The 24108-nt window shown below is 71.7% G+C and carries 20 protein-coding genes and 1 pseudogene; 8 read left to right on the forward strand and 13 right to left on the reverse strand.

From position 1 onward, the window contains the following. Positions 1-47 precede the first annotated feature (47 nt). Positions 48-209: pseudogene (locus ACIA6A_RS17740) on the forward strand (pentapeptide repeat-containing protein); the annotation flags it as partial. 20 nt (positions 210-229) lie between these two features. On the opposite strand, the gene ACIA6A_RS17745 reads toward ACIA6A_RS17740, so the two are convergent. The 8 genes from ACIA6A_RS17745 to ACIA6A_RS17780 all read right to left on the reverse strand — a co-directional run bounded on the left by ACIA6A_RS17745 (position 230) and on the right by ACIA6A_RS17780 (position 10202). Further along, on the reverse strand, positions 230-2497 hold the full coding sequence (locus ACIA6A_RS17745; RefSeq protein ID WP_396098748.1) for an FtsX-like permease family protein: 2268 nt from the start codon (positions 2495-2497) through the stop codon (positions 230-232). Continuing rightward, entirely contained in the window at positions 2494-3177 is a 684-nt protein-coding gene (locus tag ACIA6A_RS17750; protein WP_396098749.1) for an ABC transporter ATP-binding protein, read from the reverse strand. The genes ACIA6A_RS17745 and ACIA6A_RS17750 overlap by 4 nt, the downstream gene beginning before the upstream one ends. Continuing rightward, positions 3174-3695, reverse strand: a complete 522-nt coding sequence (locus ACIA6A_RS17755) for a PadR family transcriptional regulator (protein ID WP_396098750.1) — start codon at positions 3693-3695, stop codon at positions 3174-3176. Before ACIA6A_RS17755 ends, ACIA6A_RS17750 begins: the two co-directional genes overlap by 4 nt. A gap of 34 nt (positions 3696-3729) precedes the next feature. Next, positions 3730-6195, reverse strand: a complete 2466-nt coding sequence (locus tag ACIA6A_RS17760) for a tetratricopeptide repeat protein (RefSeq protein ID WP_396098751.1) — start codon at positions 6193-6195, stop codon at positions 3730-3732. Positions 6196-6371: 176 nt separating this feature from the next. Continuing rightward, positions 6372-7601: a prolyl oligopeptidase family serine peptidase gene (locus ACIA6A_RS17765; protein WP_396098752.1), complete on the reverse strand. Its 1230-nt coding sequence runs from the start codon at positions 7599-7601 to the stop codon at positions 6372-6374. A gap of 95 nt (positions 7602-7696) precedes the next feature. Continuing rightward, positions 7697-8902 carry a serine hydrolase domain-containing protein gene (locus ACIA6A_RS17770; RefSeq protein ID WP_396098753.1) on the reverse strand — a complete coding sequence of 402 codons (1206 nt, stop codon included), beginning with the start codon at positions 8900-8902 and terminating at the stop codon, positions 7697-7699. Positions 8903-8972: 70 nt separating this feature from the next. Beyond that, a complete protein-coding gene (locus ACIA6A_RS17775; protein ID WP_396098754.1) occupies positions 8973-9842 on the reverse strand; it encodes a L,D-transpeptidase in 870 nt (289 codons plus the stop codon). Between the two features lie 156 nt (positions 9843-9998). Continuing rightward, entirely contained in the window at positions 9999-10202 is a 204-nt protein-coding gene (locus ACIA6A_RS17780) for a cold-shock protein (RefSeq protein ID WP_396098755.1), read from the reverse strand. Between the two features lie 252 nt (positions 10203-10454). Between ACIA6A_RS17780 and ACIA6A_RS17785 the strand changes: the two genes are divergently transcribed. After that, the gene (locus ACIA6A_RS17785; RefSeq protein ID WP_396098756.1) at positions 10455-10838 is read left to right on the forward strand and encodes a hypothetical protein; all 384 of its coding nucleotides are present in this window, start codon (positions 10455-10457) and stop codon (positions 10836-10838) included. Positions 10839-10846: 8 nt separating this feature from the next. On the opposite strand, the gene ACIA6A_RS17790 is transcribed toward ACIA6A_RS17785, so the two are convergent. Beyond that, positions 10847-12001, reverse strand: a complete 1155-nt coding sequence (locus ACIA6A_RS17790; protein ID WP_396098757.1) for a DUF1996 domain-containing protein — start codon at positions 11999-12001, stop codon at positions 10847-10849. 153 nt (positions 12002-12154) lie between these two features. Then, the gene (locus ACIA6A_RS17795; protein WP_396098758.1) at positions 12155-12634 is read right to left on the reverse strand and encodes a hypothetical protein; all 480 of its coding nucleotides are present in this window, start codon (positions 12632-12634) and stop codon (positions 12155-12157) included. Between the two features lie 110 nt (positions 12635-12744). On the opposite strand from ACIA6A_RS17795, the gene ACIA6A_RS17800 reads away from it, so the two are divergent. The 3 genes from ACIA6A_RS17800 to ACIA6A_RS17810 all read left to right on the forward strand — a co-directional run bounded on the left by ACIA6A_RS17800 (position 12745) and on the right by ACIA6A_RS17810 (position 16850). Then, positions 12745-14361, forward strand: a complete 1617-nt coding sequence (locus tag ACIA6A_RS17800) for a xylulokinase (protein ID WP_396098759.1) — start codon at positions 12745-12747, stop codon at positions 14359-14361. 119 nt (positions 14362-14480) lie between these two features. Beyond that, entirely contained in the window at positions 14481-14855 is a 375-nt protein-coding gene (locus ACIA6A_RS17805) for a hypothetical protein (protein ID WP_396098760.1), read from the forward strand. 75 nt (positions 14856-14930) lie between these two features. After that, a complete protein-coding gene (locus ACIA6A_RS17810) occupies positions 14931-16850 on the forward strand; it encodes a potassium transporter Kup (protein ID WP_396098761.1) in 1920 nt (639 codons plus the stop codon). A 9-nt stretch (positions 16851-16859) separates the two neighbouring features. Here the strand turns inward: ACIA6A_RS17810 and ACIA6A_RS17815 are convergent, their stop codons facing one another. After that, on the reverse strand, positions 16860-18674 hold the full coding sequence (locus ACIA6A_RS17815; RefSeq protein ID WP_396098762.1) for a hypothetical protein: 1815 nt from the start codon (positions 18672-18674) through the stop codon (positions 16860-16862). Between ACIA6A_RS17815 and ACIA6A_RS17820 the strand changes: the two genes are divergently transcribed. Next, positions 18673-19425, forward strand: coding sequence for an aminotransferase class IV (locus ACIA6A_RS17820; protein WP_396098763.1), 753 nt, complete (start codon positions 18673-18675; stop codon positions 19423-19425). The genes ACIA6A_RS17815 and ACIA6A_RS17820 overlap by 2 nt on opposite strands. On the opposite strand, the gene pabB is transcribed toward ACIA6A_RS17820, so the two are convergent. Continuing rightward, positions 19388-21505, reverse strand: a complete 2118-nt coding sequence (gene pabB / locus ACIA6A_RS17825; protein WP_396098764.1) for an aminodeoxychorismate synthase component I — start codon at positions 21503-21505, stop codon at positions 19388-19390. The two genes, ACIA6A_RS17820 and pabB, sit on opposite strands and share 38 nt — an antisense overlap. Before the next feature lie 314 nt (positions 21506-21819). On the opposite strand from pabB, the gene ACIA6A_RS17830 reads away from it, so the two are divergent. After that, the gene (locus ACIA6A_RS17830) at positions 21820-22197 is read left to right on the forward strand and encodes a peptidase inhibitor family I36 protein (RefSeq protein WP_396098765.1); all 378 of its coding nucleotides are present in this window, start codon (positions 21820-21822) and stop codon (positions 22195-22197) included. 78 nt (positions 22198-22275) lie between these two features. On the opposite strand, the gene ACIA6A_RS17835 is transcribed toward ACIA6A_RS17830, so the two are convergent. Continuing rightward, the gene (locus ACIA6A_RS17835; protein ID WP_396098766.1) at positions 22276-22656 is read right to left on the reverse strand and encodes a peptidase inhibitor family I36 protein; all 381 of its coding nucleotides are present in this window, start codon (positions 22654-22656) and stop codon (positions 22276-22278) included. A 261-nt stretch (positions 22657-22917) separates the two neighbouring features. On the opposite strand from ACIA6A_RS17835, the gene ACIA6A_RS17840 reads away from it, so the two are divergent. Further along, entirely contained in the window at positions 22918-24108 is a 1191-nt protein-coding gene (locus tag ACIA6A_RS17840; RefSeq protein WP_396098767.1) for an MFS transporter, read from the forward strand.

A 24108-nucleotide genomic window follows, 5' to 3' on the forward strand; every position in this document is an offset into this window, starting at 1 on the left:
CGGCGGCCTGGATGCGGCTGGCGGCCTGGATGCGGCTGGCGGCCTGGATGCGGCTGGACCGGACACGGCTGGACCGGACACGGCTGGACCGGACACGGCTGGACCGGACACGGCTGGACCGGACACGGCTGGACCGGACACGGCTGGACCGGACGCGGCTGGACCGGACGCGGCTGGACCGGACGCGGCTGGACCGGACGCGGCTGGACCGGACGCGGCTGGACTTGAGTTACTCCGTTCGTAGGTTGGCGGAGCGGGTCAGGCGCCACAGGGCGGGCAGGCCGGCTGCGGTGGCGCCGAGGATGACCAGGGCCGCGGTGCCGGAGGTGGTGGCTATGCCGGGCCAGTCGATGGCCGGTGGGGCTCCGACGGCCAGCATGAGGACCACGGCGATCGTGGTGCCGACCGTGACGGCCAGCAGCATGCCGAGGACCACCGGGATCGCCACCTGGTAGAGGATGGAGGCGCCCAGGGTCCGGCGGCGGGTGCCGAACGCTACGAGGACGGCCAGGGCTCGGCGGCGTTCGCGGAGCTGGTCGGCGACGGTGATGAGCAGGGCGGCGCCGATGAGGAGCAGGAGGCCGACCGCGCCGGCCATCAGGGCCCGGCGCACCTCGGTGAGGGCGGGGACCACGGCGTCGTTCGTGGAGAAGAACAGCGACGATTCCAGGTCCAGGCCGGCCGCGGTGTTGCGCACCTGTTCCCGGGCCTGCGGGACCCCGGGGTCGAGGGCAGCGTAGTAGAACGTGCTGCTGGGTTCGGGAACCGCTCCGCCCAGCGCGGCGGGGGTGATCAACAGCAGGTTGCCGCCGGACACGTCGACACCGGTGGACCGGGTGTCGCTGGTGTGGGTGACGATCCGGGTCGTGGTGGGCGCGGTCCAGCCGATGCGCGCGTCGCCCAGCGCATAGGTCGTGCCGGGGGCGTCCGCGCCGACCGCGAACACGTCCCCGTCGTGGCACTCGCCCACCGCGGCCAGCTGCTGGAGCACCGGACAGGCGCCGATCTGGAACGTGGTGTCGTGCTCTCCCCGGACGACCTTGAGCACCTGGTGCTCGCGGACCCCGGGGGTGGCGTCGAGCGCGGTGGTCCAGGTCCGGTCGGGCAGCTCCGCGTAGGACGATATCTCGACGTCGTACCGTGCGGACGGGCCACGCTCCGCCCGGGCCTGGAAGGACTCGACGCCGGCCACGATGCCCTGCAGGGCGATGACACCGGCCACCGAGACCGCGATGCCCGACACCGCGCGGATCGCCGGACCGCTGTCCAGCTGGAGACGCCGCACGGCGAGCTCCCACGCCGTGCTTCCCCCGCCGAGCCGGCGTACCACCGCCTCGACCAGCCAGGGCAGCAGCAACGCAATACCGATCAGCAGGAAGGCCACGCCGCCGACCACCTGCTTCTCGTAGCCGGCCGGGGCCTCGTCCAGACCCCGGCGCAGCGGCCAGAGCAGCACCAGGCCGAGGGCCGGCGGGATGAGGCGCCACCAGAGCCCGCGACGGACCTCGGCGCTCATCCGGATCACGCCGAGCGGCTCGACGACGACCCCGCGCATGGCGGTGAGCGTCACCAGCACTGTCACGGCGGGCACGGCGATCACGATCGCCGCCACCAGGATCGGCACGGGTCGCAGGTCGGCCGGGAAGAAGCTCATCGGGCCGATGGCGTACCTGGTGGCCAGCCGGATGCCGCCGGCCCACAGCAGCGCGCCGGCGAGCAGGCCGAGCACCGCGCCGGTCAGGGTCTCCCCCGCGGCGATGCGGCGGGTCATCGCGGCGTCGGCGCCGACCATGCGCAGGGCGGCGAGCCGGCGGTCCCGCGCTTGATCGCCGATCCGGACCGCGCCGGCGACGAAGACCATCACCGGGATCAGCAGCCCCACCATCGCGACCAGGGCCAGCACGGTGAACATGGGCAGGCGGTCGGGTGTCGCCTCCAGGGTCCCGAACTCCCGGATCCGGGTGTCGATGCCCGGCCGTAGCGTGTCGGTGCCCAGGTAGAAGAAGTACTCGGCGGGGCCGGACAGGCCCTCGGTGTCGATCACACCGATCACGTCGGCGTCCCAGCGCTCGCGCAGCAGGGTGGAACCGGGCTCCCGCAGGAGCTCGGCCAGCGCCGGGGAGACCACGATCTGGCCCGGCCCGGGCATCCGGGACACACCGGGCGGCAGCGGCGGGTGCGAGCCCTCCGGCTCCAGCAGCACGCCGCTGATCGACGTGGTCCCGAACGTGGTCTCCAGTTCGCTGGTCAGCAGCGTGTCGTCGCCGGGCGGCGGCAGTCGCTCGTAGCCGATCTCACGGCTGTCGGTCCGGGCGTTGCTCGCGGCCACGGCGGCCGGGACGGTCGCGGCGCCGAGCAGCACCGCGACGCCCAGGCCCACCCCGGTCGCGATCAGGGCGAGCCGGAACCAGCCGGCCCGGCCGCCGGCCGCGCTCATCCGGGCCCCGAGCGCCAGCTCGAACAACCACCGCCGGACCCCGGCCGGAGCGGGGGTCATCTGGCCACCTCGCGTTCGCGGACCCGGCCGTCGCGGACGACGGCTTCGCGGTCGGAGTAGGCCGCCACGCGGACCTCGTGGGTCACCAGCACGATCGCGGCGCCGGTTTCGCGGGCGGCGGCGACGAGGAGCTTGAGGACCGTCTCGCCGTTGAGGGAGTCCAGGGCGCCGGTCGGCTCGTCGGCGAAGATCACCTTGGGGCCGGTGACCAGGGCGCGGGCCACCGCGACGCGCTGGCCCTGGCCGCCGGACACCTGGCCTGGGCGTTTGGTGGCGACGTCGGCGACCTCGAGCCGCTCGAGCCAGGTGGCGGCCCGGCGGTGGGCCTCCCGGCGGCCGACGCCGTTCAGGCGCAGCGGCAGGGCGACGTTCTCCTGGCAGGTCAGCTCCGGGACCAGCTGCCCGAACTGGAAGACGAACCCGAACTCGCCGCGGCGCAGCGCGCTGCGCTCCGGGTCGGACATCTGCGCGAGATCGTGGCCGGCGTAGCGCACGGTGCCGGATCCGGGCCGCAGGATGCCGGCGAGGCAGTGCAGCAGGGTCGACTTGCCGGAGCCCGAGGGGCCCATGAGCGCGAGGATCTCGCCGGCGTGGACCTGCAGCGACGCGCCCCGCAGGGCCTGGGTCTCGCCGAAGCTCACGTGGACGTCGTCGGCGGCGAGAACCGCGGGGCCGGTCACGGGCGGACCTGGGCGGCGAGGCGGTCCAGGCGGGCCGCGGTGAGCTCCAGCCAGCGCAGGTCGGCCTCGAGGTGGAACAGGGCGTGGTCGCAGATCAGCTCGTCGGCGAGGTCGCCGTCGTTCTTGCGTTTCGTCAGCTCCCGCATCGACCGCAGGTGCTCGGAGCGCTGGGTGTCCAGCACCTCCTCGGCGTCGCGGCCGGTCATGAGCGCCAGCACGACCTTGGTGTACAGCGTGCTCTGCAGGTAGGGCTCGGGCTTCTCCGGCTGAGCGAGCCACCCGGCCACGTCGGTGATCCCGGCGTCGGTGATGGCGTACCGCTTGCGGTCCGGGCCGTCGCCGGGCTCGGACTCCACCTCGACCAGGCCGTTCTTCAGCAGCCGGGCCATCGTCGAGTAGACCTGGCCGTAGTGCAGCGCCCGGTCGCGGCCGAACGCCTCGTCGTAGGAACGTTTCAGGTCGTAACCGTGCCGGGGGCCGTTCTCGAGGAGCCCGAGCAGAGCAAAGCTGACTGACATGCGGGCCACTATACACACCGTGTATAAACACGGTTCATAACCTCACGCGGGCTCGGGTGAGGCCGGTCCGGGCGCGGGCCTGCTGGTCACGATCGCCGAGGTCGGTGGCGATGTCGGCGGCGGCGCTGTGGTGGGTGACGGCCTCGTCCGGCCGGCCCGCGGACAGGGCGGCCTCGCCGAGGCTGTTGAGGACGTACGCCTGGGAGTAGCGGTCGCCGAGTTCACGCAGGATGGTCAGCGCCTGCTGATGGAGGTCGATCGCCTCGCCGGGCCGGTCGAGGCCGCTGTGCAGCACACCGAGGCTGTCCAGGGCCGCGGCCTCGGCGGCCCGGTTGCCGAGTTCGCGGGAGAGCGCGAGTGCCTGGTCCAGATGGTCGCGGGCCGGGCCGTAGCGTCCGGACAGCGCTTCGATCTCGCCGACGTTGTTGAGGGCCAGGACCGTGCCGAGCTGGTTGCCGGATTCCTGGGCCAGGGCGGACGCCTGCTCGTAATAGTCGATCGCCTCGGCATAGCGGCCCGCCCAGCGCATGGCGACACCGAGGCCGTTGAGCGCGCGGGCCTCGCCGATCCGGTCGCCGGCCCGGCGGAACAGTGCCAGCGACCGCTGCTTCAATTCGATGCCGCGCTCGTGGTCGCCCGACCGGTCGGTGGCGATGCCGAGGTAGCCGAGCGCGAGCGCCTGGCCGGGCAGGTCGCCGATCAGCTGGTACAACTCCAGGGCCGGCCAGAGGTGGGCGCCGGCCTGATCCGTGTCGCCCAGTCCCACGTACGCGAAGCCGATCTTGGTCAGGGCGTAGGCCTGGTGACCCTGGTCGCCGCTGGCCCGGGCGGCGCGCAGGGCGTGGCCGTACACCGCCAGCGCGTCGTTGCGGAAGGCGCCGGTGAGGTAGTAGGCGAGGATGAACGCCAGCCGGGCGGTGTGGCCGGGCCAGCCGTGCGTCGCGGTGTGCGCGGCGACGGCCACCAGGGTGGGCCGTTCGTGGTGCAGCCAGGCGACCGCGGCCTCGCGTCCGGTCAGATCCGGGGCCGGGGTGTCCGGCGGGGCGGCCCGGGCCTGGTGCCGGCTGTCCGGGTACAGCGTCGCGACGGCCGCCGTGGTGGTGGCCAGGTAGTGATCGAACAGGCGGGTCAGCGCGGCGCGGCGTACGGGCGGTGGGTCCTGGTCGTGGGCCCGGCTCGCGGCGAACGCCCGGACCAGGTCGTGCAGGGAGTACCGGTCCTCGGCCCCACCCTGCAGCTGGTGGTCGCGGCACAGGTCGGACAGCCACGCCCGGGCGGTGGGCAGATCGGTGCCGGCCAGCGCGGCCGCGGCGTACCCGTCGACGTCCGGACCGGGGTGCAGGGCCACCAGCCGGAGCAACCGCCGCGGACCGGCGGGGAGGCTCTCGTAGGACAGCGCCAGGGCGACCTCGACGCCGCTGTCCAGCCGCCGGTCGCGGTGGCGTTCGTCGAGCCGGTCGGCGTGGTCGGAGAGGGTCCAGCCGGCCGCGCCCCGGATGTGACCGGCGATCAGGCTCAGCGCCAGCGGGAGGTATCCGCAGCGTTCGGCGATGCGGGCCGCGGCGGCCGGGTCCGGGCCGGTGGGCACGCCGGGCACCGCCCCGGCCAGGAACGCCAGCGCCTCCGCCGGGCTGAAGGCACCGACCGCGAGCCGGGACGCCGGGCGCAGGCCGGTGAGCCGGCGCCGGCTGGTGACCAGCGTCAGACACCCCTCGACGTCCGCCAGCAGCGGGCGGACCTGCTCGGCGGTGGCGGCGTTGTCCAGCACCACCAGCGTACGGGTGCCGGTGAGCCGGGCCCGGTAAGCGGCGGTCCGGGCGGCCAGGTCGTGCGGGATCCGCTGGCCGGGCACGCCGAGCAGGCGCAGGAACCCGTCCAGGACCGCGGCCGGGCCGGCCGGCGGCTGGGACTTGTCCGGGTGGAACCCGCGCAGGTTGACGAACAGCACCCGGTCCACCACGCCGTCGCGGACCAACAGATGCCCGGCGTGTACGGCGAGCTGGGTCTTGCCGATCCCGGCCATGCCCTCGATCGCGGTGATGACGACCGCGGCACCGTCACGTGCGGCGAGCCGGAGCCGGTCCAGCTCCCCGGTCCGCCCGGTGAACGCGTCCAGGTCCCGCGGCAGGGTGTCCTGGACGCGTACCTGGGCCACCGCCTCGGTCTCCCCGCCGGCGACGGCCAGGGCCTGACGCCACTGGGTCACATAGCCCACGTCCGGGTGCAGCGCCCGGACCACGGCCAGGACGAGGTCGGTGGTGAACCGCCGCCGCCCCGGCTGGAAACAGTTCGCCACCGTGGACCGGCGCGCCAGCTCCCCCGCCGGGCGCCCCTCGGCGGTCCAGGCGGCGTTGACCCGGTCTTTGATCATCTCGTACGAGGGATCGCCCGCCCACACCTTGAGCAGCCGCAGCCGCTCCACGAGCCCGGCCACCGACCCGGCCTGGGCCGGATCGGGCGGCGCGGTGAACACATCCCCGGGTTCCTGCGGCAACGTCACGGCCCGAGGCTAGGTCGATGATCGTCGACGTCCAAATTCGTCCAGACTTCACCCGGGCCGGTGTCCGGGACCGGACACTGGATCGCGTGACGGCCACGGGGGCCGGGGAGTTTCGTATCCCCGGAAGGCCGAGTCGCAGCGATCGGTCCACGAACGGGCCGATCGCTGCGAGGTCCTCAAGCGCGCTGCCGGGCCATCCACTGCCACAGGTGCGTGCCGGCGGTGGCCGGGTCGTTGCGCGCGGTGTAGATCCAGGACCAGTGGCCCGGGAACTGGTAACCGTCCCGGACGACGTTGTCGTACAGCGACAGCAAGGAGCCCGGGATCAGGTCGTGCGCGTGCACGGTGTTGGGTTCCGGCGGGACCGTGGTGTCGTCGCGGGAGGCGACGAGCCAGGTCGGGGTGGTGACCGCGCGCAGCTCGTCGTCGGTGATCAGATCGGTGACGACCCCGCAGACCGGGACCGAGGCCGCGAACAGCTCCGGGTACACGGTGGTCATCTTCAGGCTCATGTAACCGCCGTTGCTGCAGCCGGCCACGAGGATCCGGTCGTGGTCGACGGCCCGGTCACGCTCGACCTCGCGGATGATCTCGCGGATCAGCGGGGCGAAACGCGGGCCGTCCTCGATCCAGTACGACGTGCTCTGCGGCACCACGACGTGGGCGCCGGCGAAGATACGCTGCGCCTGCGGGGTGGCGAAGCCGAGCGCGCCGCGGTTGGCCCGCAGCGTGGTCTCGTTGTCGTAGTAGCCGTCGGGAAGTGACGCACCCTCGCCGCCGCCGTGCAGCCAGACGACGAGCGGTCGCCGGGCCCGGCCGGGCGGTGAGTACAGCCGATACTTCAGGCCCGAGCGGGAGCGGTGGTAGCCGAACGCGTCGACCTCGGGGTTGGACAGCCGGCCCTGCCGGAAGCGCGCGACGGTGACCGGGCGGCCACGCACCACGATCGGGGCGTTCTGGGTGATGGTGTATTCCAGGTCGAGCCGGACGTTGCGGCCGCGGCTCGCTATGTAGCCGAGGGTGCCGCCGCCGAGTTGCCCCTCGCCGTGGCTCAGCTCGAGCACGATGTCGCCGTGGCGGTCGAGCCGGGCGGCGGTGACCGGGCGGTCGAGGTCGTACTCGCTGTAGATCGCGTCGCCGGCGGCGATGGGGATCGGGCTGGTGGCCTTGGCGTGCACGCTGAACGTGCCGGTGGTCAGCGTGGCCGGGTCGACGCGCCCCAGCCGGCCCGCGCCGAGGGTCACCGAGACGACCTGCTCACCGCCGTCGAGTACCTCGGCGTCGAGCCGGAACCCGACGGAGGTCGCGGAACCACCCCCGGCATGGGCGGCGGCGGGCAACGTCAGGGCCGCGGCGGCACCGGCACCGCCGGCGAGCAGGGAACGGCGACTGAAGGGCAGGGACATACGTCCTCCCGGACAACACACGAACGTTAAGACATTGAAAACTGTCTATCACGATCAGGTTGCGGCGCGAAAGGGGCGGCGGACAACGCCACCACCTATGAGTGCAGCGCGTCGGTCAGCGCGGCCGGGACCGGCTTGCCGAGCATCACGCAGGAGGCGATGTCGTCGGCGGCGTAGGCCACCCGGGCGAAGCGGTTCGCACCGTCGCTGGGCGTGGTGTCGCTCGGCTCGGCCGTGGTGTCGGCGACCGCGGTGCGCCGGCCGTCGGCGGTGGCCACCGCGCTGCTGTGGTGGCCCATGGTGTCACCGCCGTGGCCCCACACCGTGCCGCACGGGGTGTCGCGCCGCATCAGGCCCAGGCCGTAGGCGCCGGTGACGCCGAAGCCCTCCGGGATGTCCACGGTGGTCTTCATCTGCGCGAGCTGCGTCCGGGAGAACAGCTCGCCGCGCAGGACGGCGGACAGGAACCGGGACAGGTCGGCCGGGGTCGAGATGATCGCCCCGGCGGCACCGGCCCACCCGCCGAGCGGCCAGCCGGAAACGTCGGTGGCGACCGGGGTGCCACCGGCGAACGTCACCGCGTACCCGTGGGCGTAACCCGGGCCGGTGTCCGTCGCGCGGGGGTCGGCGTAATAGGTGTGCTTCAGCCCGAGCGGACCGGCGATGCGCTGCTGGACCAGGTCGGGCAGGCTCTTACCGGTCTGCTTCCGCAGGATCATGCCGAGCAGCGTGTAGTTGGTGTTCGAGTAGGACCAGCCCGCGCCCGGGGCGAAGGTCGGCGGGTGCTCGAACGCCACGTCGAGCAGTTCCCGATCGGTGTGCACGTGCTGCGGGTCGGCCTCCATCGCCGGGAAGAAATCCGGGTCACCGGTGTAGCTGAACAGGCCGCTGGTGTGATTGAGCAGCATCCGGACGGTGATGGCCGCGCCGTTCGGCACGACGCCCGGCAGATACCGCTCGACCGGCGCGTCCAGCACCAGTCGGCGCTGGTCCACCAGCTGCAGGGCGAGCACGGCGGTGAACATCTTGGTGTTGCTGCCGATCTCGAACCGGTCGCGGCCGGTCATCGGACGTCCGGTCGCGGTGTCCGCGACCCCGGCGGCCGTCACGGCGACCCGGTGCCCGTCATCGATCCGGGCGGCGTAACCGGGAGCGCCGACCGTCAGCACGTGCCGGGCGACATCGCGCATCACGTCGTTCCTGGTGGTGGCCGCGGCACCCGGCGCGCCGGAGGCGACCAGTGCGGTCGCCACGGTCAGGGCCACCGCCGTACCCCGGAGGGTCTTTGTCGTCGTTGTCATGCTTTCGATCCTGCCGGGACCGCCCGGCCGGGTCATTGCGGCGCACTACCCATCGATGGTGGTGCTGGCACTACCTCGCTACGTGGACGACGGTGCCGGGGGTGACGGCCTTCAGCAGTGTCCGCATGGCGTCCGGGGACATCCGTACGCAGCCGTTCGAAATGGCGTGGCCGAACGCCGACGGGTCGTACCAGCCGTGCAGCGCGGTGTGGCCGGCCCGCAGGCTGGGTGCCAGCGCGGCGCGGTCCTCCGGGACCGCGCCGAGGACCAGGGCGTCCAGCCCGGCGTACGCGGCGCCCTTCGTGCCGGTGCGGCCCAGCACGAAGGTACGGCCCTGGGGTGTCGGGGTGCGTGCCGCGCCGGTGGCGACCGGCCATCGCCCGCGCCGCACGCCGTCCCGCAGCCAGGTCAGCCGATGCTCCGACAGGTCCACGATCAACTGATCACGCAGCGGGTACGGTTCCCAGCCGGCGGCCGGGAGCCATCCGATCCGCCGGTTGAGCGTGGGCAGCAGCACCGCGACCCAGCCGTCGTGACGCTCGACGATCGGCACGACCACCGGCATCCCGCTGATCCACCGGGGCAGGAACGCCCGGGGGCGGCCGCCGGGAGCGTCGTACACGGCGAGTTTGTGGCGGGGCCGGAGCCCGTCGCGGACCGCCGCCGTCGCGGATGTGGCCCGGTCCTGGGGGAAGCCGTCGGCCGCGCCCCAGTAGTCGATCTTCGGCAGGCCGGCCGGTGCCGGTCGCGCCACGGGGATCCGCCGGGCGGTGACCGCCGGGACCGGGGCCGCGGCGACCGGATCGGCCCGCGCGGGGGCGACGGCGGCGCTGCGGGGACCGGCGGTGAGTTCGAGAGCGGTGACGCCCGCGCCGACGGCGAGCGCGAGAGCGACGAGGCCCCCGCCGGCCGCGAGACGCGCACGGGAGAGGTGGGGCACGCCCCGATTTTAACGGACAAAAGCGTTCAAGACGTCACTCTGACGGGAGACGGCCGGTCACCCTGGGAGATCACGTGTTGCCACGGATCTCAACCACGGGGACCGGCCGTCACCACGCCCGGCGTCCCCTCGCGGGGACGACCAGGCAGTACCGCATCAGAGCGGGCGGATGTTCTCCGCCTGAAGCCCCTTGGCGCCCTGCGCGACGTCGAACTCGACGCGCTGGTTCTCCTCGAGGCTACGGAAGCCGGAGGACTGGATGGCGGAGAAGTGCGCGAACACGTCGGCGCCCCCGTCGTCCTGAGTGATGAAGCCGAATCCCTTGTCCCCGTTGAACCACTTGACGGTGCCAGTAGCCATGAACCTTCTCCTTGCCAAATGTGGGTTCCGCACTGTGCGGAGCCCGCGTCGCCGCATAGACCGTTCCGGCTGACCCGAAAACCGACGATACACAGATAGCCCGATGGGTTGATACCCACCAGGCGTTGAGAACGTCTAAGGAAACCAAAACTGCAACACCGGCAAGGTATCACAGTCAGCGACCCGTTGCTGACGAAGATCCCGAAAGAATGACCCCGGGCCGGGTGGCGCCCCCGGTCTAGGGTGACGCCCGTGACATCTGATGCCCTGACCCGCGATTCCGCGGTGCCCGTCGCGGGCGTGCGCGCCCTCGTGGGCGTGCAGCTGTACGTCGTCGCGGCGTACCTGGCCGGTGCCGTCGTGCCGTACCTCTGGGCGCCGCGGGCGTACCCGCCGACCTGGTCGTGGATCGTGCCCGGCTGGCTGCTGGGCGTGCCCGGCTTCTACGTCGCGCTGCTGGGCCCGGTGTTCGCGATCGCCGTCGCGGCCACCGCGGTCGCCCAGCTGCGCCTGCGCCGCAACGTGCCGGCGACGCTCTACCGGTGGTGCGTCGCCGCCGCCGTGCTCACCGTCGCCCACGCGGTGTTCACGCTCACCCCGCTGGGGCAGACCATCGCCGCGTTCGTCGCCGACTGAGACCCGTACTAGTTGTACGAGAACGGGTCGTAGCCGTCGTTGTCGCAGGTCCGGCGCTGGACGACGCAGTTCTTGGTGCGCTGGTTCATCGCGTCGACGTCCCAGGCCACGAACGCGTCGCCGTGCATCGACGAGGCGCTCTGCCCGTCCGGGTCGGAGGACAGGTGGAAGCCGGCCGGGGAGCCCTTCGCGCCATACCTGATGTCGAACGTGATCGCCGGGATCTTCACCGGATGACTGGCCGGGCAGGCGTCGCCGGCACCGAACGCGACATGGTCCTTGTGGTTGGGGCTGTCCAGGTGCTCGCCGTCCCAGCAGTCCGGGAACTGCAGCATGAAGTGCAGGGTGGCGTCCCCGCCGCAGATGGGCCAGTTGCCGTCCTTGCTGCGGGCGACGCCGTCGATGTCGCCGGGGCCGTAGAAAGCACAGTAGAACTGCCCCTGGGCGCCGCGCGGCGTCGGGACCTTCTTCTTCGCGTCCCCGGCGATCATCCGCAGACCGGTCGGCACCGGCATCTGCCCGGCCGCCTTCTTCTGCAGCGACCGGTAGTAGACCCGGAATCCGGTGGTCTCGACCGGTTTCCCGGTGGCGTTGTCGTACAGCGTCGGCACCCAGTACGCGGAGTGGTCCTGGACCGGCTTGCAGGTGGTGGCCGTGAACTTCATGAGGTCCGCGGCCTCGGTGTCCGCGTCGACAGCCTTGTTGCCGACGAACGAGTGCATGTGGGACGCACCGGGCAGGCCGGGGAACACGATGGGGTCGTCGGCCAACCGGTGGCTGTACGTGCAGTCCGCGCGGAACTCGGGGAGGTTGCCCGCTTCCGCCGGCGCGGGATCGGGTTTCGTCGCTTCGTACGCGTCAGCCTGCTTCTGCCATGCTTTCTGGTCGACCGGGATCCAGCCGTTCGCCGCCTTGACCGTCTTCGTGGCCGCGGGCTTCGCACTTCTCGCCGAAGCGGAGGGCGAAGGAGAGGGCGAGGCGGTCGGCGCGGCGGACGGCGACGCGCTGGGCGTCGCGGTTGTCGCGGACGTCCCAGCAGCGGCGATACTGGACGGGACGGGCTCGGCCACCGCATCGGCCCCGCACCCGGCGGTGGCGAGCACGACGGCCAGGGCCGCCCCGGTGAGGGTGGCGGACCGGCGGAACGACGGGACAACCTGCATGGCCCGGAATGCTAGGCGCGGCCCGGCTTCCCCCGGCAGCCCCAGGACGGCAGAACGGCCCATCCGTCCCACGGGAGGACCCGTCAGGCCAGACCTTGCCCGGAAACTGTTATCCACGGCCGGATCGAATACACCAAGGCCGCCGATCGGTTGTCACGCCTTCCGGATCGGGCCGTTCGAGTAGGAATTGAAGACCGCCACCGCTCGAACCCCCGTTTTCCGGGCGCAGCTGACGACGCGGTGCACGGTCGTGTCATCGGCGATCGTCCGCAGGTCGCGGTAGTCCGGCTGGTAGTAACCGCCGCCGCCCTGCACGGCGTCGCCGGCCTTGAGCGGGGCGCCGTCCGGCAGTGTGATCCCGGTGCCCGCCGCGCGGGTGCCGAACGGCCAGACGACCACGTTCCCGCCGAGCAGGAAACACCCGTCGACAAGCTGCACGGTGCCGCTGACCAATGCCGACAAGCCCATCTGCCCCCCGGTGATACCGAGACCGTCGTCGCGGCGGGTCAGCACGTCGAGCGCGGGCTCGACGGGGACCGGCCCGCGGGCGGGCTCGGCCTGGACGGACAGCAGGCCGCCGGCCAGCAGGCACACCGCTACGGCGACGCCGAGCCTGCCAAGATTATGGGACATAACGTCATTATCGCACTCCGGAGGGCGGAGCCCGAGCCCTTGATCCGCTCGGCCCGGCCTTTTCCGACCGGGGCGACATCACGCCCGGGCGGCTGAGGTAGAACATGTTCATGACTGACTCGGATGTACGACCGGCGGCCGGCTCCCGTGAGGCGATCGAGCAGGGGCGGACCGCGCTCGGGATCGAGCTGGGGTCGACCCGGATCAAGGCCGTGCTGACCGGGCCGGATCACGCGGTGCTCGCCGTGGGCACGCACGACTGGGAGAACCAGTTCGTCGACCGGACCTGGACCTACTCCCTCGACGCGATCTGGTCCGGGCTGCAGGGCTGTTACGCGGCGCTGGCGGCGGACGTGCGGGAGAAGTACGGCACGGAGCTGCAGACCGTCGGCGCGTTCGGCGTCTCGGCGATGATGCACGGCTACCTCGCGTTCGACGCCGACGGCGACCTGCTGACCCCGTTCCGCACCTGGCGCAACACCAACACCGGGGATGCCGCCGAGGCACTCAGCGAGCTGTTCGGGTACAACATCCCGCACCGCTGGAGCATCGCGCACCTGTACCAGGCCGTGCTGAACGGTGAGGAGCACCTGGGCCGCCTCGCCCACCTCACCACGCTCGCCGGCTACGTGCACTGGAAGCTGAGCGGCGAGCGGATCCTCGGCACCGGCGACGCCAGCGGCGTGTTCCCGATCGACGTCGCCACCGGCGGCTACCACGCGCGGATGCTGAGCCAGTTCGACGAGCTGACCGCCGGGCGGGGCCTGCCGGCGAAGCTGGCCGAGCTGCTGCCCGCCGTACGGCCCGCGGGCGAGCCGGCCGGTGAGCTCACCGAGGCCGGTGCGCGGCTGCTCGACCCGACCGGCACCCTGCGGCCGGGCGCCGCGATGTGCCCGCCGGAGGGTGACGCCGGCACCGGCATGGTCGCCACGAACTCGGTCGCCCGGCGCACCGGCAACGTCAGCGCCGGCACCAGCATCTTCGCGATGGTGGTGCTCGACGGCGAGCTGAGCCGGGTGCACCCGGAGATCGACCTGGTCACCACGCCGGCCGGGGACCTGGTCGCGATGGTGCACTGCAACAACGGCGCCAGCGAGCTGAACTCCTGGGCCGGGCTGTTCGCCGAGTTCGCCACCGCGCTCGGCGCCGGGCGGGACAGCTCCACGATCTTCGAGACGCTGTTCCGGGCCGCGCTGGACGGCGCCCCGGACGGCGGCGGCCTGATGGCGTTCAACAACCTGTCCGGCGAGCCGATCACCAAGCTGCACGAGGGCCGGCCGCTGTTCCTGCGCGAGCCGGGCAGCTCGCTCACGCTGGCAACATTCATGCGGACCCAGTTGTACGCGGCCCTGGCCACCCTGCGCATCGGCATGGACGTGCTGCAGAAGGCGGAGTCGGTGCGACTGGACAACATGTTCGCGCACGGCGGGCTGTTCAAGACCGCGGGCGTGGCCCAGAAACTGCTCGCCGCCGCCATCAACACCCCCGTGTCGGTCGGTGACGTCGCCGCCGAGGGTGGCGCGTGGGGCATCGCGGTCCTCGCCGCGTTCCGCACCGGCCGGGCCCCCGGGCAGAGCCTCGACGACTACCTGACCACCTCGGTGTTCGCCGGCGCCCGCCTCGACACCATCGCCCCGGACCCGGCCGATGTGGCGGGCTTCGACGCGTTCATGCGCCGCTACGTGGCCGCGCTCCCGATCCAGCAGGCGGCCGTCGAGCACAGCTGACCGGACGGCGGTGGCGAGCCGTCACCGCCGGGCACCGCCGTGGAGACCTCGAACGCGGGCAGGGGCGTGGTGGCCGGTTCGCGGGCCTCGTCCGGCGGTAGGCCGGCCATCAGCAGCAGGTGCTCGGCGAGATGGTCGGCCACCGGGCCGGCGGCGAGGACCGGGTCGGCGAGGGCCAGGCGCAGCGTGGCCGGCACCGACCCGGCAGCGGATCTTCGCCGGCGCGTACCCGCCCGAGGCGACAGCCCCGCATCCAGGAGACCATCGCCTGCAAGTCGTTCGTCACGAGCCACCACGCCGTCCGAGCTCGGCGACCTCCCGTCACCATCATCTCCAGCGGCGACGGCGCGCTCGCGGCGGCCCACGCCGCGTCCGCCGCGGCCCTGCCCGGCGGACGCCTGGTCGTCGCCACCGGAGCCGGGCACAACGTCATGCTCACCCGCCCCGGACTCGTGGTCGAGGAGATCCGCCGGGTCCTGCCGCGCACCGGCTGACGGGCCGGGCGGGTATATGGTCACGCAGGGTGTTCCTGATCAACCGTGCACCCCAGCGCACAGAGGGGGACCACCGTGGCCGACGAGGAGCACACCGCAGCGCACGACAGCGTCAAACTGGCCGTGGTGGTGGGCGCGCTGGGGGTGGTGTTCGGTGACATCGGCACCAGCCCGATCTACACCCTGCAGACCGTGTTCAGCCCGGCCGACCCGCACCCGGTCCCGGTCAGTTCCGGCAATGTGTACGGCGTGGTGTCGCTGATCTTCTGGTCCGTGATGATCATCGTGACGGTGACGTACGTGCTGCTCGCGATGCGGATCGACAACGACGGCGAGGGCGGCATCATGGCCCTCATCGCGTTGCTGCGCCGCCAGGCCGCCGCCCCGGGCCGCCGGACCGCTGTGCTGCTCGCCGCGCTCGGTATCTTCGGCGCCTCGCTGTTCTTCGGCGACAGCATGATCACCCCGGCCATCTCGGTGCTGTCCGCGGTCGAGGGGCTCAAGATCGTCGAGCCGTCGTTCGACGCCTGGGTCGTGCCGATCACCGCGGTCATCATCGTCGCGCTGTTCACCGTGCAGCGCCGCGGGACCGCAGCGGTCGGCCGCGTCTTCGGGCCCGTGATGATCACCTGGTTCGTGGTCATCGGCGCGCTCGGGATCACCGGCATCGCCGGCCACCCGGCCATCCTCAAGGCGCTGTCGCCCACGTACGCGATCGGGTTCCTGGCCGGGCACTTCGGCATCGCGTTCTTCGCGCTCGCCGCCATCGTGCTCGCGGTCACCGGCGCCGAGGCGCTGTACGCCGACATGGGCCACTTCGGCCGCCGGTCCATCACCCGGGGCTGGCTGTTCCTGGTCCTGCCCGCCTGCACGCTGAGCTACCTCGGCCAGGGCGCCTCGATCCTCGCCGACCGGTCCAACGTGAGCAGCCCGTTCTTCCTGCTCGCCCCGCACTGGGCCCGACTGCCGCTGGTCCTGCTGGCCACCGCCGCCACGGTGATCGCCTCGCAGGCCGTGATCACCGGCGCGTTCTCGGTGGCGTCGCAGGCCGGCAAGCTCGGCTACCTGCCCCGGTTGCGGATCGCGCACACCTCGGAAGCGTCCATCGGCCAGATCTACGTCCCGTGGATCAACTGGCTGCTGATGGCCTCGGTCCTGACCTTGGTCTTCGCGTTCCGTGACTCGGCCTCCCTGGCGTACGCGTTCGGCATGGCGGTCACCGGCACGATCACCATCACCACCCTGCTGTCGCTGTACGTCGCCCGCGGCCGCTGGGGTGCCCCGCTGTGGCTGATCGGCGCCGGCGCGGGCGTGCTGCTCCTGGTCGACCTGCTGTTCGTCGCGGCCAACCTGACCAAGCTGGTGCACGGCGCGTGGCTGCCGCTGGCCATCGCGCTCACCGCGTTCACGCTGATGACCACGTGGCAGCGCGGCCGGCGCATCGTGACCGCCGAACGCGAACGCCTCGAGGGCTCGCTGCGGGAATTCATCGACGACATCCGCAACGGCACCTCGGCCACCCAGCGGGTGCCGGGCACCGCGGTCTTCCTCAACCGTGGCAAGCAGACCGCCCCGCTGGCCATGCGCGCCAACGTCGAGCACAACCACGTGCGCCACGAACACGTCGTCATCCTGTCGCTGGAGACGCAGCCGGTGCCCCGGGTCCCGGCCGCCGAACGGATCGTCATCGACGACCTCGGCTACGCCCACGACGGCATCTTCCACGTCATCGCCCGGTACGGATACATGGACGCCCCGAACGTGCCCGAGGCGCTGGGCATGCTCGACCCCGGGACCACCGAGGGGCAGCTCGACCTGGACGAGGCGTCGTACTTCCTGTCCAAGATCGAGCTGCACGCCGGCACCGGGACGGCCATGCGGCTGTGGCGCAAGCGGCTGTTCATCGCCACCTCGCACGCCACCGCGGACGCCGCCGACTACTTCGGCCTCCCCCGGGACCGCACGGTGATCATGGGGTCCCGGGTGGAGGTCTGAGCCGGTCGCTCAGTCGAGCGTCAGGTAGTCGACCCCGACCGTCCAGCCCCCGGTCGACGTGCCGGTCAGCGCGAAGCTCACCGTGTGGTCACCGGCGGTGAGGGTGTGTGTGCCGAGCTCGACCCGCTCGAAGGAATACCCGGTGGAGCCGGCGTCCACCGTGCCGGCGACCTTGCCGTCCACGGCCACCTGGACGATGCCCCGGTCGGGTGTCTTCTTCACCGAGAGCGCGAGCTTGTACGTGCCGGCCGTGGGCACGCGTACCGTGTAGCTGACCTTGCCGCCCACGCCCGTACCGGCGAATTTGTTGAGCAGACCGCCGCTGGCGTCGGCGTCGGCGATGTCGGTGGCCGTGCCACCGGTCGCGGTGGTGGTCAGGTCCTCGGTCTCGAACTGCAGCGGCAGCGGCGTGTACACCAGCAGCGTCACGGCGTTCGGCTTGAGCGGCAGCACCCGCTTGGCCGCGGTGGCACCCGGCGCCAGGAGCACGCTCTCCACCCGCTGCAGCGCCCCGGTCACCGCGTTCGTGGGGTCGTTGCTCGTCGTCGCGTTGACCAGGTAACGGTCCATCCGCACGGTCCGGCCGGCCGGCAGCGCGCCCGGGTCAAACGTGACCGTGTGCTCCTCGGTGCGGTCGAACGCCTGGTAGTTGGTGAGCATCGCGGCCAGGCCGGTGCTGTCGCTGGTGGCGAGCACGTTGATCCCGCGCCCGTGGAAGAGCGGCGTGCTCACCGTCGTGCCGCTGAGCAGGTTGGCCTTGAGCATCGTCTGCATCCGGACCACGTTGTAATAGGGCAGGACCGCCCCGTCGAGATTGTCGACGAACATCGACTTACGGTCGTGCTTCTCGTGGTTGAAGACCCAGTGGTACGGCACGTCCATCTCGCCGAGCGTGTACTGCGTGTCCAGGGCGGCCATCCCGGCGGCCTGGATCAGCTGGTCGGTCCGCATGTCGTTGGGGGTGCCGTCCATGCCGGTGCCGGTCTTGTCGGCCGCGAACAGACCCGTCTCGGTGACGTGGACCGGGATGCCGGTCGGCAGGTGCAGCTTGCCGAGCAGGTCCTGGACCATGCCCTTCTCCAGCGCCGCGTGATCCGGGTAGACCGCGTTGCCGCAGGCGTCGACCTCCTTCTGGGCGAGGTTGTAGCTGTGGTACGAGATGAAGTCCAGCTTCTTGTCCGCCGCGGTGTCATCGGCGTACGCCTGCAGGAAGTCCTTGAGCCACCCGGTGCCGGTACCGATCCCCTTGGGGTCCGGGCAGTAGAGGAAACTCGACGCGGACGGCCCGCCGACCTTGATCGGGACGGCCGGGTCCAGGTCGGCGTTGACCCGGTTGACCATCTCGTACCCCCGCTTGTACCAGGGGTAGTACTGCGTACCCGTCAGATTCGCGTCGTTCTTGTCGTCGGTCTCGTTGAAGATCTCGATGTACTCGAGCGTCGGATACCGCTGCTTGTAGATCCGCAGGCCGGTTTCCATCCGCTCGAGACAGTCGGTGGGCGGGTTGTCCTTGAACAGACCCCAGCACGGCACCATGTTGATCATGATCCGGCCGGCGTAAGCGGCGGCCTGGTCGAACTTCGGGAAGTCCTTGGCCCATCCCCCGACGGCGTTGGCCGCGTCCGGCGACACCCAGAGCCGGGTGATCCGCGGCGCCAAGGCCGTGACCGACGCCAGGTTGCCGGGCGGCAGGAGCTGGGTCTGGTTCTGATACCAGGCCGGATTGTTGAGCGGCTGGCTTTTTGCCTCCGGGCGAACGGTGACCGTCGTGGCCACGAGCCGCTCCCGGTTGAAGACGTGGGGACCGGTCAGACTGGACCTCATGACGTCGTGGGAGCGCCTGGCGCTGATGAACTACGGCCACTTCACCACGATGCGGGTCGAGCGGGGCCGGGTACGGGGCCTGGCCGGGCATCTGACGCGCCTGGCACACGACAGCCGGGCGCTCTTCGGTACGGAGCTCGACACCGGCCTGGTCCGCGCCGTGATCCGGGACGCGGTGGGTGCCACGGCCGGGCCTCTCACCGTACGAGTGACCGTTTTTGATCCGGATCTGCCGCTGGACCGGCCCGCTGCGCCCGCGCGTCCCCGGCCGGTGGTGACCACCCGGGCGGCCGTCGCCGGGCCCTTGCCGGCGCTGCGCCTGCGGTCCGCCGAGTATGTCCGTGACCGGCCCGGGGTCAAGCACACCGGGCTGTTCGGCGCGCTGCACCAGCGGCGCGCGGCGCAGACAGCCGGCTATGACGACGCGGTCTTCGCGGGGCCGGACGGACTGATCAGCGAGGGGCCGACCTGGAACGTCGCCTGGCTGGCCGGGGAGACGCTGGTGCTGCCGTCAGCGCCCGCACTGCCCGGGGTGACGCTCGGGTTGCTCGCCGCGGCGTTCGGCGGCCCGGTGCGCACCGAGGCGGTGTCCCGGCATGACCTGACCGGTTTTGACGCGGCCTTCGTGACCAATGCCGCGGTCGGGGTGCGGCCGGTCAGCAGCCTGGACTCCACCCGCTGGCCGGTGGGGCACGAGGGACTGCGGAGCCTGATCAAGGCGTACGAGGCTGTGCCACCGGAGTCGATCTGAGGGGGAAGTCCGCGCCGAGCAACCGGAGCAGCGGGGTGGCCTTGACGGCGGTCTCCTCGTACTCCTCGTCCGCGTCGGACAGCGCGATGATGGCGCCGCCGACGCCGTAACGGGCCCGGCCGTCGCTGAGCACGACGGTCCGGATGACCACGCTCAGGTCCACGCCGCCGCTGAGCGAGAAGTAGCCGATCGCGCCCGAGTAGACCCCGCGCGGGCCGCCCTCCAGCCGGTCGAGGATCGCCATCGTCCGGATCTTCGGCGCCCCGGTCATCGACCCGGGCGGGAACGCCGCCCGCACAGCCTGCACCGCGCTGCGGTCCGGGTGCAGCCGGGCCCGGACCGTGCTCACCAGCTGGTGCGCCGCCGCGTACGTCTCGACCTGGAACACCGGGCCGGCGACCACCGACCCGACCCGGGCGCAGCGGCCCAGGTCATGCCGGACCAGGTCGACGATCATGAGGTTCTCGGCGTGGTCCTTCTCGCTGGTCGCCAGGTCGGCGACCAGCAGGGCGTCCTCGGCCTCGGTGCCACCGCGCGGCCGGGTCCCCTTGATCGGCGTGGACTCCAGCGCGCCGTCCGCCCCGATCCGCAGGAACCGCTCGGGCGAGGTGCTCAGCACCGACACGTCACCGAAGCTCAGGTACGCCGCGAACGGCGCCGGGCTGCTGCGCCGCAGGAAACGGTAGGCCTGCCAGGGATCGAGCCCGGCCCCGGCGGTCACCATGTTGGTCAGGCAGACCTCGTACGTCTCCCCCGCGGCGATCTCGCGCCGGCAGGCCCCGATCAGGTCGAGGTAGGCGTCGTGGTCGTGGCGCAGCGACAGCCCGCCGGTGACCGCGGCCCCCGGCTCGTGCGCCGGCCCGGTGGTGGCGCCACCGCCGGCGTCCGCGAGCCCGGCCAGCGCCGTCCCGGTCCGCTCGAACCACGCAACGGCGGCGTCGTCGTCCCCGTCCTCGGCCAGCGCGAGCAGGTGGGCCGTACCGGTGCGGTGGTCGAGGACCAGGGCGCGGTCGGCGAAGACCGTCACGGCGTCCGGGTCCTCGGCGGTGTGCGCGGCCGATCCCCCGCACTCGGCCTTCAGCTCGTAACCGAGGTAGCCCACCCAGCCCAGGGCGAACGCGAACGGCAACGCGGGCGCCCGTACGTCGAGCGAGCCCAGATCGCGGTCCAGCCAGTCGAGGAACCCGGTGGTCTCCACCGTGGTCACCGTCCCCGACGTGACGCTCACCGTGCCGGCCGGGACGTCGGCGCGGGCGATCCGGGCCAGCGGCCCGGAGGCGTCACCCATGATCGAGACCTCGCCGAGCCGGCCCCCGGCCCGGCTGCTGTCCAGCCAGTACGCGTGCGGGCCGCCCCGGAACAGCCGGCCGAACGCGGCCTCCGCCTCGACCGGCACGCTCACCCGCCGGGTGTGCACGCGCAGCCGGCGCCGGGGCGGTTCCCCGGCGGTGACGGGCACGCCCGTGACGCGCGGCGGCCGCACCGCCCGGCCGGTCGCCTCGTTGTGCTCGCGCGACAGCCGCGCGAAGTTGGCCAGCAGGCGGTGACCGCCCACGGTGCCGATGGACTCCGGATGGAACTGCACCCCCCACTGCGGCAGCGTGCGGTGGCGCAGCGCCATCGCCACGCCGTCCGGCGCCCAGGCGGTCACCTCCAGCTCGGCCGGCATCGAGGTGACCGCCAGCGAGTGGTAGCGCACGACCTCCAGCGGCGCGGGCAGGCCGGCGAACAGGCCGGTCCCGTCGTGGCTGACCGGCGAGGTCCGCCCGTGACGCGGCTCGGGGGCCCGTTCGACCACGCCGCCGTGCACGTGGGCGATGCCCTGGTGCCCGAGGCAGACGCCCAGGACCGGCAGCCGGGCCGACGCGATGATGCCGGTACAGATGCCGACATCGGCCGGGCGGTCCGGCGAGCCCGGACCCGGGGAGAGCACCACGTTGTCGAACTCGTCGAGCACGGCCGGGTCGAAACCCGGGTCGTCGTTGCGCACCACGACCGGGTCCGCGCCGTTGACCTCGGCGAGATAGTGGAAGAGGTTGTACGTGAACGAGTCGTAGTTGTCGACCAGCAGTGTCCGCATGATGTCCTTCCTGGCACGATCAGCGCGGGGAGCCGGTCCAGCCACAGGCCGATCCGCAGGTCACGCGCGCGTGCCGCGGTGCAGGACGTCCCGCTGCGACGGCAGCCAGCCTTCCACCCGCCGGTTGCCCGGGCGCGACCGGGGGCACCAGCACCTGATGCCGGAGCCCGAGCAGGCGCGCGATCTCCACGACCGCGGCGGCCCGGCCCGGATCGATGAAGTTACTACCCAGAATTCGTCAACTATCAATATGTAATGTCCATTCACGAGTCCGGCCGACCGACGCCGGAACGATCGACAGAATGGACATTCCCATGAGAGTGAAGCTCTTCGCCGCCGTTACCGCGTTCCTCGCGGCAATGATCGGATTACCCGCGACCGCGGCGTCCGCCGCCACACCGTGCCCCTCGGGCACCGTCTGTCTGTACGCGGACGCCAATTACGGCGGCCGCATGATCTATTACACGGTCAGCCTGGGCGGCGGCATCCCCAACCTCGCGCACGACATCTCGTTCAATGACACGGCATCATCGATCATCAACAACAGCAACGGTGTCGTCAGGTTCTGGACCGATGCCAGCTACAAGGGTTACTACTTCGAGATCGGCACGCTGAAGTGGAACTCGAACCTCGTCAACAACGGCTTCAACGACCTCATCTCGTCGTTCGAGGTCCGGGCGATCGGCGGATAGCGAACCGCCCCGGTGTTCCCCGTCCGCGACAGCGAAGACGGGGAACACCCCGGGATCACCGCAACACGCGAGGATCGATCACGCCGGGCAGGCGCTGGAGATCCGGTCGTTCAGCGTGTTCCAGCCGAAGACCGTGTGGTCGGCGTTGAAGATGTTGACGCTACGCAGATCCGCGATGCCGCTGTAGGGCTTGACCACGATGTACTTGCCGCCCCCGTTCGTGTCCTGGAAGAACTTCATGGACACGCCCGAGTTGTTGTAGACGGACGACGCCTTGTCGTTGAATCCCGGCAGGCTCGAGGCACACGGCCACGACGGGAGCGTGTACCCGCTGCCCGTGTAGGTGGTGTTCTCGAAGAGACAGACCCGCTCCGAGAAGCAGTTGTTCACCATCGCGGCGTTCGCCGGGGCGGCCGCGGCGAACGTGCCCGACAGGGCCACAGCCGCGGCAACAACCATTGACCGGATTCGCATTTCTTCCCATTTCTGTGAGTGATAGGTCAGCTGGGGGCGCCGGGGCCGCGTCCACCTGCACACGGCCCCGGCGGTCACGGTTCACCAGTCGGGCAGCAGCATGACGCGCCTCCTTTCGTTCGATGTGCCCATCAGTCAACACACGCCAACTGGATACACAGTGGACGGCAGATTCCATCGACCTCAGTCGTTTTCCACTCCGTCCTGACATCGTTTCCAGCGGTACCGGCCGGAGGAGATCACGTCATGGCGTCGCTGTTGCACCACCGGGAGTTCCGGGCGATCGCCGCCACCGAGGTGCTGTCCGTCATCGGCGACCAGCTGTCCCGGGTCGCGCTCGCGTTGCTGGTGTTCGAACGGACCGGGTCCGCCGGTCTCAGCGGGCTGACCTACGCGCTGACCTACCTGCCCACCGTCGCCGGGGCGCTGCTGCTGTCACCGCTGGCCGACCGGCGGCCCCGCCGCGAGATGCTGGTCGCGATCGACGCGGCCCGGGCGGTGATCGTCCTGACCATGGCGATCCCCGGCGCTCCCCTCGCCGCGCTGTGCTGCCTGGTCGCCGCGTCGTCGTTCCTCGGCGGGCCCTACACCGCGGCCCGGCTGGCACTGCTGCGCGACGTCCTCCCGCAGGAGCAGTACGGCGCGGGCATGGCTCTGCGGCAGTCGCTCTCCCAGGGTGGCCAGCTCGTCGGGTTCTGCGCCGGCGGCTTCCTCGCCACCGCGTTCACGCCGGCGGCCTGCCTGACCATCGACGGTCTCACCTTCGCCGCGGCCGCGCTGGTGGTACGCCGCTTCATCCAGCCGCGACCGGGCCTCGCGACCACCACGTCGTCGGGCAGCGTCCTGCCCACGTTCGCCGTCATCTGGCGGTCCCCGGCCCGGCGCGCGATCCTGCTGTCCACGTTCATGGGCCTGTTCCTCACCGCGCCCAAGGCCCTGGCCGCACCGCTGGCGTTCGAACTGCACCTCAGCAGCCGCTGGGTCGGTTTCTTCATGGCCGCCGAGGGCCTGTTCTCCGTGGTGGCGCTCGCGTTCTTCGCCCGCCGCGTGCCCGCGGACCGCTACGCCAGGATCTTCCCGCTCGCCTGCCTGGCACCCGGACTGCCGCTGCTGGCCGTGTTCGCGACCCACGACCCATACCTGATCATGCTGGCGTTCGGCACCAGCGGAGCCGTCTGGGCGGTCCTCACCGTGGTCGCGGCGGCCTCGTTCGCCGACCTGCTCCCCGACGACCAGCGAGGCCGGGGCATGGGCATCGCGGGTTCGGCGAATGCGACCGCCCAGGGCATCGGAGCGTTCCTCGCCGGTCTGCTCGCCGATCAGTTCGGCGCGGGCCTGACGGTCACGCTCCTGGGCACGGGCGGCATCCTCTTCGCCCTCGTCCCCACCTTCCTCTGGAGCCGCCGCGGGCTGACGCTGCCGCTGGTGGAAAAGTGA

Origin of the sequence: Actinoplanes sp. NPDC051494 (genome assembly GCF_044454705.1) — a bacterium.
Classification (GTDB): Bacteria; Actinomycetota; Actinomycetes; order Mycobacteriales; family Micromonosporaceae; genus Actinoplanes.